This is a genomic window from Herbaspirillum sp. WGmk3, assembly GCF_023952535.1.
GTDB classification, from domain to species: domain Bacteria; phylum Pseudomonadota; class Gammaproteobacteria; order Burkholderiales; family Burkholderiaceae_D; genus Herbaspirillum; species Herbaspirillum huttiense.
This window is the reverse complement of record NZ_JAKYWT010000004.1, coordinates 326,676-338,577: the sequence shown is the minus strand read 5'-3', so window position 1 is coordinate 338,577 and position 11,902 is coordinate 326,676. Positions and strand designations below refer to the sequence as shown.

Sequence of the window (11,902 nt, the reverse complement as noted above, 5' to 3'; positions counted from 1 at the left end):
AACGCCTGCTTCACTTAACCCATGACGCCAGACATGTCTTTCGCCCGCGCTTACTTTTATTTTTACTTTAGCTATTCCAGCCCCACGGCGGTGAAAAGCGGTAAGCGTTCGTAAAAAGACAAAACCGATTTCCTAAAAAACCGCCAGTGATGGCGGTTTTTTTTTGGTCAATATTCCAGCTGAATCATTGCAGTACACCAGGAGAAAAAAATGCCGCGCACTGACGATCTTCGCATCCGAGAAATGAAAGAACTGGTCCCCCCCTCGCATCTCATCCGCGAATTCGCCTGCACCGAAAAGGTCGAGCGCACCACCGCTGAAGCCCGCACTGCGCTGCATCGCATCCTGCACGGCCAGGACGATCGCCTGATGGTCGTCATCGGCCCCTGCTCCATCCACGACACCAAGGCCGCCATGGAATATGCGCGCCGCTTGGTGGTGGAGCGCGAGCGCCACAAGAACGAGCTGGAAATCGTCATGCGCGTCTACTTCGAGAAGCCGCGCACCACGGTGGGCTGGAAGGGTTTGATCAACGACCCGTACATGGACAACAGCTTCCGCATCAACGACGGTCTGCGCGCGGCCCGTGAACTGCTGCTGAACATCAACGACCTGGGCCTGCCGGCTGGTACCGAATTCCTGGACGTGATCAGCCCGCAATACATCGCTGACCTGATCAGCTGGGGTGCCATCGGTGCCCGTACCACCGAGTCGCAGGTGCACCGCGAGCTGGCCTCGGGCCTCTCCTGCCCGGTGGGCTTCAAGAACGGTACCGACGGCAACGTCAAGATCGCCGTGGATGCCATCAAGGCCGCATCGCAGCCGCACCACTTCCTGTCGGTGACCAAGGGTGGCCATTCGGCCATCGTCTCCACTGCCGGCAACGAGGACTGCCACATCATCCTGCGCGGCGGCAAGCAGCCCAACTATGATGCGCCCAGCGTGGAAGCGGCTTGCCAGGACATCGCCAAGAGCGGCCTGGCAGCGCGCCTGATGATCGACGCGTCGCACGCCAACAGCTCCAAGAAGCCGGAAAACCAGATCCCGGTCTGCGCGGACATCGGCCGCCAGGTGGCCGCGGGCGACACCCGCATCGTCGGCGTGATGGTGGAGTCGCACCTGGTCGCCGGCCGCCAGGACCTGGTGCCGGGCAAGGAACTGACCTATGGCCAGTCCGTCACCGATGGCTGCATCAACTGGGAAGAAAGCCTGCAAGTGCTGCAGGGCCTGGCGGATTCGGTCAAGCAGCGCCGTTTGGTGGGGGATGAACGGGACGCGGCTTGAGGGGTGTTGTTGAAGAGAGATTGATGCGCCGGTGATTGCTGGCGTGAGGTAGTGAACAAAGCCTTGGTGGGAGCCAGGGCTTTGTTGTTTTCGGCCCGGCATCCATTGTTCATGACCCTATCCGATCAATTGCCGACAACATAGCTGGCGAGATTCAGCAGCGCGGTCATCAATATGAGCGTCAGAAGCCTGCCAATTATCTTCTGTGTCGAAATTATTGTGGATGCTGATGAGCGTAGAGAAGCCACGTTAATGCCAGCATGAGGAAAGCCGATGCAAGCGACAAGCAAATCAAGAGACTGGATGCATGAGGTTTTCCAATGGTGACCGGCAGACTGACTCCCCAAAGAATTGGCATCGCGGCATAGATTGCAAGTGAAATCCCACGTAGTACGCCAGAGCATGATTCGATACAGACATTGGTATTGGCTAGGATTTCAAATAGCGAAGGGATCAAGTCGAAAATGTATCCGATCAGAAGTCCGACGCAGAACAGAAGAGTCTTTTTCACAATCACTTCACCTCAAAGAAGAGTATGAGCCTTGACTCTCTGAGGTCAGAGTAAAGGTGCGGCCAAGGCCGATGGATGCCCAGTGTGAATCGTGCGAATGTTTCAAGGGTTCCAGTGATTCCATTGTTGGTGAGACGTGATCCGTTCCATAAATCAATATGTCCGCCGCTTGCATTGCTGGTACTTTGCCCTTCATGCGTCCAATACGCGTGAAACATGATGATCCCCGTACGCCCTTTCACCTTCGATTCCCAATCTTTTCCTGTGACGTCTTCGGGTTGCTTGGGCAAACCGCAGAACGGCTGCAACTTGAGCCATTCGGCAAGTTCATAAGCCCGCACTGCTGCCGGCTTGCCATCCATCATGACACGCCCCAACGCTTTGGCACCTGGCATCGGCTTGACTGTCTTCTGAGAGAAGGAACGCATTTGAATGCCCACTTTGTGAAATGTGGCACTGACGCGCAAGGCGCACTGGTTGTCGTAGTCCCCTTTATCGTCAGGCCCCGGCTTGAAGGGAGCGCCACTCACGTAGTTGTCCCACAGGTCGGAGAACTTAACGGCAGGAACATCAATTTTGCACACTGAGTCCTTGATGGTGTTCGTCCGCACCTTGGCTTGTTGCACTAGTATCTTGCTCATGTTTGTGCCCCTTCCATCTTGATGAGAGCCTCGTCTCCCCAATAAACGACGTATTCATCTTCCCCATAGGTATCAATGCGCGGTAGCTGGCCGTCGGGCTCGGCCCGGCCAGAGAATGTACGCCCGTCCATCGTCTGGACGGTCCAGGGTACGCCTTCAATGGCCTGCGCAATAAGCTGGGGTTGTTCATCGTAGGGGGCTTCGTATTGCTCCGGCTCTTTGATAGGCATCCAAACGCCCTCAGCGTTGAGAAAGTGCTTTTCGGCGACAGCTTCACCGCCTGCATTGCCTACCCCGTCGATATCGTTGAGCGTAGAGTGCAACGGGCATCCAGCACTGGTCTTCATCCCATGAATCACCCGAGCCCGTCCATTGGTGAGCGTAGAGCGCGGAAAACCATCAGCAATGATGCAGTCCTTTCGGCAAGCCACCCGAGCCCCCTGAAAGGCATAAGCCCGCCCATGGCTGCGGCAAGTCTGGTCACCCTCAATTACCGTCCCCCCGCAGGCGGCTTTATCGCCATAGCGAATCCAGCCGATGATCTTCATGCGCCATCCCCTGTTGGCGCCAGGTAGCCAGCTTGCAGCAGCCCCGGTATGCCAGAATCGTCTGCGTATTCCCGAATTTGTGCCGTATTTTGCAGACTGCTTGTGACCGTGTCCCCATTGTCGGTCGTGCTGCCGACCATGGCCATCGGATGGCCTTTGCAGGTTAAAGCTGCGCCGGCACCTGAGATGATCCTGCTCTCCGTCCCGTCCTGATATCGCACGATGTCACCGACGCAGGCGATGCGGTGTCCCTTGATGTGCATGCTACTGCTTGCCGTAGCGACTTCCCCGCCAAGCCGCGTGGCCGAACCCAGCGTCGCCAGCGCATGGCTGCCCTTGATGGGTCGTTTGTCGATGCCGGCAAGAAAATCGTTCGCCAGGCGTTGTCCGTCAAATTCCTTGTGTTCCATCTTTGCTCCTTCCGTCAGTTGGCAACTTGCCCAAACAGCCCATCAGCCCTCGCTTCAAGAGACGCCGATATTTTTGGGTGGAAGGAGTGTAGATTTGGCAGCGCGGAAACCCGCTTGCCCTCGAGCAATCAGCTGCGTTTTCTCGAATACCATCGAGCTGGCGCCAAAAACAAACGCCGGCAAAAGCCGGCGTTGTCGGTACTGCAAAGGCAATTGCCCAGATCAGTCGCGGAAGTTGTTGAACTCCAGCGGAATCTCCTTGATCTCCTTGCGCAGCAGCGCCATGGCCGCCTGCAGGTCGTCGCGCTTGGCGCCGGTGATGCGCACGGCGTCGCCCTGGATGCTGGCTTGGACCTTCATCTTGCTGTCCTTGATGACGCGCACGATCTTCTTGGCATCGTCGCTTTCGATGCCGTTCTTCACCTTGATGACCTGCTTGACCTTGTCGCCGCCGATCTTCTCGATCTTGCCTTCGTCCAGGAAACGCACATCGACGTTGCGCTTGGTCATCTTGTTGGTCAGCACGTCGCGCACCTGGCTCAACTGGAAGTCCGAGTCGGCGAATGCGGTCAACTCACGTTCCTTCTGCTCGACGCGGGCATCGGTGCCCTTGAAGTCGAAACGGGTGGAAATTTCCTTGTTGGCCTGGTCCACGGCGTTCTTGACTTCCACCAGGTTGGCTTCGCAGACGGTATCGAATGAGGGCATGGCTTGTTCCTTATGTTCTTGCAGCCGGCGAAGGCCGGCGTCTGAGCCGTGATTTTAACGGAGTGAGGCTCGCGCCGCCATCGCCTGGGCGCTGACAGCGGATTTGCCGCGCGCGGGCGATATAATCCCACCCCTATGAGCACTTCTTCACTTCCCGTCCGCCACGACGTTTCCCTGCGCGCCCTCAATACCTTCGGCATCGAGGCCAGTGCCCATGCCTACCTGCCTGTGGAGGGCATCGAGCAGCTGCGCACCTTGCGCCAGGACGCCGGCCTCATGGCCTTGCCGCGCCTGGTCCTGGGCGGCGGCAGCAACCTGCTCCTGACGCAAGACTTCAGCGGATTGGTGCTGCATATGCAGAACCGGGGCATAGACATCACCGGCGAGGACGACAACTTCATCTACGTGCGCGCCGCCGCCGGGGAGAACTGGCACGTTTTCGTCCAGTGGACGCTGCAACAGGGGCTGGGCGGGCTGGAGAATCTTTCACTCATCCCCGGCAGCGTCGGTGCCGCGCCCATCCAGAACATCGGTGCCTACGGCATCGAGATCAAGGATCGCTTCCACAGCCTGCAAGCCTTCGACCTGATCAGCGGCGAACTGCTGACGCTGGATCGCGAGGCCTGCCACTTCGGCTACCGCGACAGCGTCTTCAAGCATGCGCTGCGCGACCGCGCCGTCGTCCTTGACGTGACATTCGCGCTGCCCCAGCGCTGGGAAGCCAACGCCAACTACGCCGACGTGGCCCAGGCCCTGCAGGAGCGCGGCATCACCGAACCCGGTCCGCGCGACATCGCCGAGGCCGTCATCGCCATCCGCACCCGCAAGCTGCCGGACCCCGCCCGGATCGGCAACGCCGGCAGCTTCTTCAAGAACCCCATCGTGCCGGCCCGCCTGCGCGATACCCTGCTGGCACAATACAGCAACCTGGTCAGCTATCGCGTCGATGACGACCATTACAAGCTGGCCGCCGGCTGGCTGATCGACCGCTGCGGCTGGAAGGGCAAGAGCATGGGGCGTGCAGGCGTGTATGAACAGCAGGCCCTGGTGCTGGTCAACCGGGGCGGTGCCACCGGGGCGGAAGTGGCCAGGCTGGCCAAGGCGATCCAGGATGATGTGAAGGAAAAGTTCGGCGTCCAGCTGGAGCCGGAACCGGTCTTCATCTGAGCGTACTCCTGTGTGAAGACGTAAAAAAGCCGTCCGGTATCGCTACCGGACGGCTTTTTATTTAGACGCCGAGAAGATCAGCCGAAGTGGCAGACGTAATCCAGGGTCTCGGTCACTTCGATGTCGAAGCTGGAGTTGCCCGGCACGCTGAAGGTGGTGCCTGCCGCGTAGGTGTTCCAGGCTTCTTCGCCCTTCAGACGCACGCGGCAGCTGCCGCCGTTGATTTCCATGATTTCCGGTGCACCGGTGCTGAAGTTCAGCGTCGAGGGCAGGATCACGCCCAGGGTCTTCTTGCTGCCATCGGCCAGCAGCACGGTGTGCGAGACACACTTGCCGTCGAAGTAGACATTGCCCTTTTTCAGGACGGTGACGTTGTCGAATTGAGTGCTCATCGAATCGCTTCCATTAAACGGTAAAGGTGAATCCAGCAGGAATTACTTTTCGTCCTTGCCCAGCAGCGGCAGCGACACGGCAGTGCTGGAATCCAGCAGGCCGGTGTTCTGGTAGATCGACAGCTTCTGGCGGGTGTCGGCGATGTCCAGGTTGCGCATGGTCAGCTGGCCGATACGGTCGATGGCGGAGAAGCTGCCTTCGCCCTTTTCCATGGTCAGGCGTTCCGGGTGGTAGGTCAGGTTGGGCGACTCGGTGTTGAGGATCGAGTAGTCATTGCCGCGACGCAGTTCCACCGTCACTTCGCCGGTGATGGCGCGTGCCACCCAGCGCTGGGCGGTTTCGCGCAGCATGATGGCCTGCGAATCGAACCAGCGGCCCTGATACAGCAGGCGGCCCAGCTTGCGGCCGTTGTCGCGGTACTGTTCGATGGTGTCTTCGTTGTGGATGCCGGTGACCAGGCGCTCGTAGGCGATGAACAGCAGGGCCAGGCCCGGGGCTTCGTAGATGCCGCGGCTCTTGGCTTCGATGATGCGGTTCTCGATCTGGTCGCTCATGCCCAGGCCATGGCGGCCACCGATGCGGTTGGCTTCCAGGATCAGCTCGGTCATGCTGGCGAAGGTCTTGCCGTTGAGCGCCACCGGACGGCCTTCTTCAAAGCGCACGGTGACGGTCTCGGCCTTGACTTCCACGTCATCGCGCCAGAACGCCACGCCCATGATGGGCTGCACGATCTTGATGCCGCTGTTGAGGAATTCCAGGTCCTTGGCTTCGTGGGTCGCGCCCAGCATGTTGGAGTCGGTCGAGTAGGCCTTTTCCACCGACATCTTGTAGTCGAAGCCGGACTTGATCATGAACTCGGACATTTCCTTGCGGCCGCCCAGTTCGTCGATGAAGGTGCTGTCCAGCCAGGGCTTGTAGATCTTCAGGTTGGGGTTCACCAGCAGGCCATAGCGATAGAAACGCTCGATGTCGTTGCCCTTGTAGGTGCTACCGTCACCCCAGATGTCGACGTTGTCTTCACGCATGGCCGACACCAGCATGGTGCCGGTCACGGCACGGCCCAGCGGGGTGGTATTGAAATAGGTGATGCCGGCGGTGGAGATGTGGAAAGCGCCGCTTTGCAGGGCAGCGATGCCTTCGTTGGCCAGCTGTTCGCGGCAGTCGATCAGGCGCGCCAGTTCGGCACCGTATTGCATGGCCTTCTTGGGGATGGCGTCATAGTCCGGCTCATCCGGCTGGCCCAGGTTGGCGGTGTAGGCGTAGGGGACGGCGCCCTTCTGGCGCATCCAGGTCAGCGCGGCGCTGGTATCGAGGCCGCCGGAGAAGGCGATGCCGACTTTTTGATTGACCGGGACGGATTGCAGGATGTTGGACATGATCTTGACGTTGCGATGAAGTGAAGTGTTGAGCGTGATTCTTGTGCTGGGGGAATGGGCAGCAGGCGGCTTAATCGAAGCGGCCGTGCACCAGGTATTCGAGCAGGGCCTTCTGCACGTGCAGGCGGTTTTCCGCCTCGTCCCAGACCACCGATTGCGGGCCGTCGATCACTTCGGCGGCCACTTCCTCGCCACGGTGCGCGGGCAGGCAGTGCATGAAGAGCGCATCCTTCTTGGCGCGCGACATCTTGGCCTGGTCCACGATCCAGCCATCGAAGGCCTTCAGGCGGGCATTGTTCTCGGCTTCGAAGCCCATGCTGGTCCACACGTCGGTGGTGACCAGGTCGGCATCCTGGCAGGCATCGGCCGGATCGGCGAAGAAGGTGTAATTCTTGTTGCCCGGCGAAACCTGGGCCGGATCGATGTCGTAGCCCTTGGGGGTGGAGACGTTGACGTGGAAGCCAAACACCTCGGCCGCCTGCAGCCACGAATAGAGCATGTTGTTGGCGTCGCCGACCCAGGCCACGATCTTGCCCTGGATGCTGCCGCGATGCTCGATGTAGGTGAACACATCGGCCAGCACCTGGCAGGGATGCTGCTCGTTGGTCAGGCCGTTGATGACCGGCACGCGCGAATGCCTGGCAAAGCGCTCAATGATTTCCTGGCCGTAGGTGCGGATCATGATGACGTCGCACATGCGCGACATCACCTGGGCCGCATCTTCCACCGGTTCGCCACGGCCAAGCTGGCTGTCGCGGGTGTTGAGGTAGATCGCCGCGCCGCCCATCTGGTGCATGCCGGCTTCGAAGGAGAGGCGGGTGCGGGTCGAGTTCTTTTCGAACACCATCACCAGGGTACGATCGGCCAGCGTGTGATGGGGCTCGTAATTCTTGAACTTACGTTTGATCACACGGGAACGTTCGATCACGTACTCGTATTCATCAAGCGTAAAGTCGGAAAACTGAAGGTAGTGTTTGATTGCCATAAATAAAAACGGCGGCCAGTGTGGCGCCTGCCGCCGATAGTCGTTAACTCCTTAGATTATAAGGGATTCGGCTTAAAAAGATACCCGCAGTACTTGCTGCAAAGAAACCCCCGGGGTTTCGCGAATTCGGGTCAAAGATGAAGTCCCGCGCACGGCATCGGGGATGCGCTTCGAATTCCTTCGATGCACGTGAAGAAATTTTTCGAAATCCGTATCCAGCTTTTTCGAGGAATGCTCACTAAGTGCGACAAAGAGCCTGATCTCACGCCGCAAATGAGAATTATTGCTATTCAGATGACTAGAATCCGCAGCTTTCCCTTGCCTGAAAGGAACAGCTGCCATGTCCCACGATTTTTCTTGCCCGCACCCGTTACAGGGTTTGCACCGGTCTTTTTCTTCATCACGTTCCTCGCCGCCCAAGCTGCGCGCCTTGCCGGCGGCGTTGGTGGCGGCCTTGTTCGCGTTTCCTGTTTCCGCTGCTGCCGCCGAGGCCACGGCCGAGCGCGAGGAGAGCGATGCTGCGCGCTTGCCTGCCGTCGAGGTCCGCAGCCAGCGCAATCTGCATGATCCCCGTCCCGGCACCTTGGGCAGCGCCACCCGCACCGCCACCGATGCGCGCGAGGTGCCGCAGACGGTGCAGGCGGTCGATGCCGCGCAGGTCAGGGCTTATGGCGGGCGCGGGCTGGCGGCGGCGTTGGCCGGCGTGCCGGGTATTTCCAATGTCTCCGATACGCGCTTCGATGCGTTCCGGCTGCGCGGCTTTTCCAATGCGGGCGATACCCTGCTCGACGGCATGCGCGATGATGCGCAATACGTGCGCAGCCTGGGCAACATTGATCGCATCGAGATCCTCAAGGGCCCGGCCGCCGTGCTCTACGGACGCGGCAGCGGCGGCGGCGTGATCAATCGCATCAGCAAGCAGCCGGAACGTGAAGCCTTCGGTCAGGCCACCGCCATTTGGGGCAGCCGTGGCCAGCAGGGCGGGGCGGTGGACTGGAATCGTCCGCTGGGCGAGCAATGGGCGCTGCGCATCAACGCCGGGCGTGAACACGAAGCCCACTTCCGCCACGACGTCCGCGGCACGCGCCAGTACTTCGCCCCGGCCCTGAAGTGGGAGTCCGGCCGCGACAGCTGGCTGCTGCAGGCGGACTACGATGAATTCGAACGGGTTCCGGATCGCGGCGTACCGGGCCGGGTCACGGCGTTGACGGGCAACGATACGGTTGCAGCCCTTGCCTTGCCGGTGGCGTCGGACCGCGCCTTCTTCGGTGCGGCCGGGCGCGACTTCATCCGCGATACCAGTCTCAGCCTGCGTTCCACCCTCACAAGGTCCATTGCGCCGGACTGGAGCGTGCGGCAGATGGTGAGCGTGTTTGATCTCAACAGCGACTTCGACAATACCTTCGTTACCCAAGGCTACGTCAGCGCCGGCCGCAACCTGGGCAGCGTGCAGCGCAGTCGCTTTCAACAGAACCTGCAGCAGCGCAATGTGCAGGCCAACCTGGAATTGCTCGGCACGCTCGGCAGCGGCATCCTCCGGCACGAGCTGCTGGCCGGTGCCGAATACGGCTGGCAGAAGCGCGAGCCTCGCTTGTGGATGGCCTCTGCGCTGCCGGTCTTGCTGAAAGATCCCGAGGTGAGCAACGGCACTCCCCAGCCGCAGCCCTGGCAGATGAACTACCACCGGGTCGATTCCGTGGGCTTGTATGCACAAGACCAGATTGCCATCGGGTCTCAATGGAAAATTCTCGCCGGGCTGCGCTGGGATCACTTCGAAGTCGATTCCCGCAGCCGCCTGCGTGACCTTCGCATCGAGCGTTCCAGCAATGCCGTGAGTCCGCGTGTGGGCGCGGTATGGGAAGCCCTGCCGGCGCATCACTTCTATGGATCGTGGAGCAAGAGCTATGCGCCGGTGGGCGGCGACGTGATCGGCTTGTCACCGGGGGCCAAGGGCAATGGCAACGACCTGGCCCCGCAATTCAGCCGCCAGCTGGAAGCCGGGGTCAAGAGCGACTGGTTCGGGCGCAGGATCAGCACGACGCTGGCCTGGTTCGAACTGGAACTCTACAACCGCACCGTGGCCGACCCGGTGCAGCCGGGCGTGTTCACCCAGAGCGGACTGGAGCGCAATCGCGGCATCGAATTGAGCGTGGCGGGGGAAGTGGCGCGCCACTGGTTCGTGCGCGGCGGCTGGACCCAGCAGAATTCAAGGGTGGTGCGGGCTGAGGCGCAGTATGCGGGCAAGCGCGCCTCCGGGGTCTCGGCCCGCAATGGCAGCCTGTTCGTGTCCTACGCGCCGCCCTTGGGATGGTTTGGCGAGGCAGGCGTGGTGCTGGAGGGCGCGCGCTTTGCCGATCGCGAGAACCTGCTGGAGCTGCCCGGCTACGTGCGCTGGGATGCGCTGTTGGGCTACCGGATGGAGCGCACCGAATACACGCTGGCGGCCACCAACCTGGCCAACCGGCGCTATTACGTCAGCGCCACCGGGGCCACCCAGATCGTGCCGGGGGCACCGCGCGCGGTGGTGCTTACGGCTGCCTACAAGTTCTGAAGAGGGGCAAGTCAGTACAAGGTCTGTGAAGATTCATGCACCAGCTGCGCATACAGCTGGTGGCGCATCCCCGCAATCTCGCCGGCCTGCACTGCCTCCAGCACCGCACAGCCCGGCTCGTTGAGATGGTGGCAGTTGTAGAAGCGGCACTTGCCCAGATAGGGGGTGAAGTCGCGGAAGGCGCGTTCCAGCATGCCTTCGGAGAGCTGATACAGGCCGAACTCCTGGAAGCCCGGCGAATCGATGATGCTGGCCTCCTGCTCCATCTGGTACAGCCGGGTGAAGGTCGTAGTGTGCTTGCCGGTATCGAGGGCGGCCGAGATTTCGCGGGTGGCGATGTCAGCGTCCGGCACGATCAGGTTGATGATGGAGGACTTGCCCATGCCCGACTGGCCGATCAGGATGGTGCTCTTGCCGGCCAACAGCGGCATGAAGGCCGCACGCGTCTCTTCCGGCTGGGCCTTGGCCGAGACCTCGTGCACCGGATAACCCAGGCGCGCATACACCTGCAGGCGCTCGCGTGTCTTGGGCAGGGCTTCGGTGATGTCGGTCTTGTTCAGGATCAGGTGCGCGGAGACACCGGCCGACTCGGCCGCCACCAGCGAGCGCGAGACCAGGTCATCCGAAAAGCTCGGTTCGGTCGCCACCACGATGAAGAGTTGATCCACATTGGCCGCCAGCAGCTTGGACTTGTACTGGTCCGAGCGATAGAGCAGGGTGCGGCGTTCGTCGATGCTTTCCACCACGCCCTGGTCGGCCGAGGTGCGGGCCAGGCGGATGTGGTCGCCGACTGCCACATCGCTCTTCTTGCCACGGGTGACGCAATTCAGTTTCTGTTCAGCGGCCTGCACCAGATAGTGACGGCCGTGGGCGGCAATGACCAGCCCCTGTTCCAGCTCAGCCTTGTTCGTCGCTGATCCTGCCCTGGCGCTGCGTGCGCCTTGCTTGCGGACTCCCATCAGGCCGGGGCGCGCTGGGCGAAAATGGCGTCGACCTTGGCCGCGCAGATGAAGTCATTGGCCGACAAACCGCCACGGCCTTCATTGACGCTATGGGTATCGAACTTCACGTTGCAGCGGTTGTAGGTGACGGTCAGTTCCGGGTGGTGGTCTTCGGCGTGGATGATCCACGCGATCGCGTTGACGAAGGCCAGGGTCTCGTAATAGTTGCCGAAGGCGAAGCTGCGCGCCAGCTTGCCGCCGTCGATCTTCCAGTCGGGCAGGGCGGCCAGGTGGGCGGCGATGGCCGCGTCGTCCAGCGCAGCGATGGGCTGGACGCTGCGGGCGGCGGCGAGGGTGCTTGCGGTGATGCTCATGGGGGTTCTCCTG

12 protein-coding genes are annotated in these 11,902 nt (G+C 61.0%); 3 read left to right on the top strand and 9 right to left on the bottom strand.

Annotated elements, in window-relative coordinates; translation table 11 throughout:
• Positions 1–210: 210 nt before the first annotated feature.
• Complete coding sequence (gene aroG / locus MKD49_RS17235; RefSeq protein WP_121038307.1) at positions 211–1,284, top strand: 3-deoxy-7-phosphoheptulonate synthase AroG; 1,074 nt, start codon at positions 211–213, stop codon at positions 1,282–1,284.
• A 513-nt stretch (positions 1,285–1,797) separates the two neighbouring features.
• Here aroG and MKD49_RS17230 read toward each other — a convergent pair.
• The 4 genes from MKD49_RS17230 to MKD49_RS17215 form a co-directional block, all read right to left on the bottom strand.
• Positions 1,798–2,436: a type VI secretion system amidase effector protein Tae4 gene (locus tag MKD49_RS17230; protein ID WP_034333604.1), complete on the bottom strand. Its 639-nt coding sequence runs from the start codon at positions 2,434–2,436 to the stop codon at positions 1,798–1,800.
• Complete coding sequence (locus tag MKD49_RS17225; protein ID WP_252696904.1) at positions 2,433–2,984, bottom strand: PAAR domain-containing protein; 552 nt, start codon at positions 2,982–2,984, stop codon at positions 2,433–2,435. Before MKD49_RS17225 ends, MKD49_RS17230 begins: the two co-directional genes overlap by 4 nt.
• Entirely contained in the window at positions 2,981–3,394 is a 414-nt protein-coding gene (locus MKD49_RS17220; protein WP_252696903.1) for a PAAR domain-containing protein, read from the bottom strand. Before MKD49_RS17220 ends, MKD49_RS17225 begins: the two co-directional genes overlap by 4 nt.
• A 222-nt stretch (positions 3,395–3,616) precedes the next feature.
• Complete coding sequence (locus MKD49_RS17215) at positions 3,617–4,102, bottom strand: YajQ family cyclic di-GMP-binding protein (RefSeq protein ID WP_034333613.1); 486 nt, start codon at positions 4,100–4,102, stop codon at positions 3,617–3,619.
• A gap of 135 nt (positions 4,103–4,237) precedes the next feature.
• Between MKD49_RS17215 and murB the strand changes: the two genes are divergently transcribed.
• Positions 4,238–5,269, top strand: coding sequence for a UDP-N-acetylmuramate dehydrogenase (murB, locus tag MKD49_RS17210; protein WP_252696902.1), 1,032 nt, complete (start codon positions 4,238–4,240; stop codon positions 5,267–5,269).
• Positions 5,270–5,346: 77 nt separating this feature from the next.
• On the opposite strand, the gene MKD49_RS17205 is transcribed toward murB, so the two are convergent.
• The 3 genes from MKD49_RS17205 to argF all read right to left on the bottom strand — a co-directional run bounded on the left by MKD49_RS17205 (position 5,347) and on the right by argF (position 8,023).
• Positions 5,347–5,661, bottom strand: a complete 315-nt coding sequence (locus MKD49_RS17205; RefSeq protein WP_145606412.1) for a pyrimidine/purine nucleoside phosphorylase — start codon at positions 5,659–5,661, stop codon at positions 5,347–5,349.
• A 42-nt stretch (positions 5,662–5,703) separates the two neighbouring features.
• Positions 5,704–7,038 (bottom strand): argininosuccinate synthase, encoded by a 1,335-nt coding sequence (argG, locus tag MKD49_RS17200; RefSeq protein ID WP_121038321.1) that lies wholly within the window; start codon positions 7,036–7,038, stop codon positions 5,704–5,706.
• Positions 7,039–7,108: 70 nt separating this feature from the next.
• Complete coding sequence (gene argF, locus MKD49_RS17195; protein WP_252696901.1) at positions 7,109–8,023, bottom strand: ornithine carbamoyltransferase; 915 nt, start codon at positions 8,021–8,023, stop codon at positions 7,109–7,111.
• A 340-nt stretch (positions 8,024–8,363) separates the two neighbouring features.
• Between argF and MKD49_RS17190 the strand changes: the two genes are divergently transcribed.
• The gene (locus tag MKD49_RS17190) at positions 8,364–10,574 is read left to right on the top strand and encodes a TonB-dependent siderophore receptor (protein ID WP_252696900.1); all 2,211 of its coding nucleotides are present in this window, start codon (positions 8,364–8,366) and stop codon (positions 10,572–10,574) included.
• Positions 10,575–10,585: 11 nt separating this feature from the next.
• Here MKD49_RS17190 and rsgA read toward each other — a convergent pair whose 3' ends face one another.
• Positions 10,586–11,533 (bottom strand): ribosome small subunit-dependent GTPase A, encoded by a 948-nt coding sequence (gene rsgA, locus MKD49_RS17185; protein ID WP_121038330.1) that lies wholly within the window; start codon positions 11,531–11,533, stop codon positions 10,586–10,588.
• The gene (locus MKD49_RS17180; RefSeq protein WP_134221799.1) at positions 11,533–11,889 is read right to left on the bottom strand and encodes a 4a-hydroxytetrahydrobiopterin dehydratase; all 357 of its coding nucleotides are present in this window, start codon (positions 11,887–11,889) and stop codon (positions 11,533–11,535) included. Before MKD49_RS17180 ends, rsgA begins: the two co-directional genes overlap by 1 nt.
• Between the last annotated feature and the right edge of the window lie 13 nt (positions 11,890–11,902).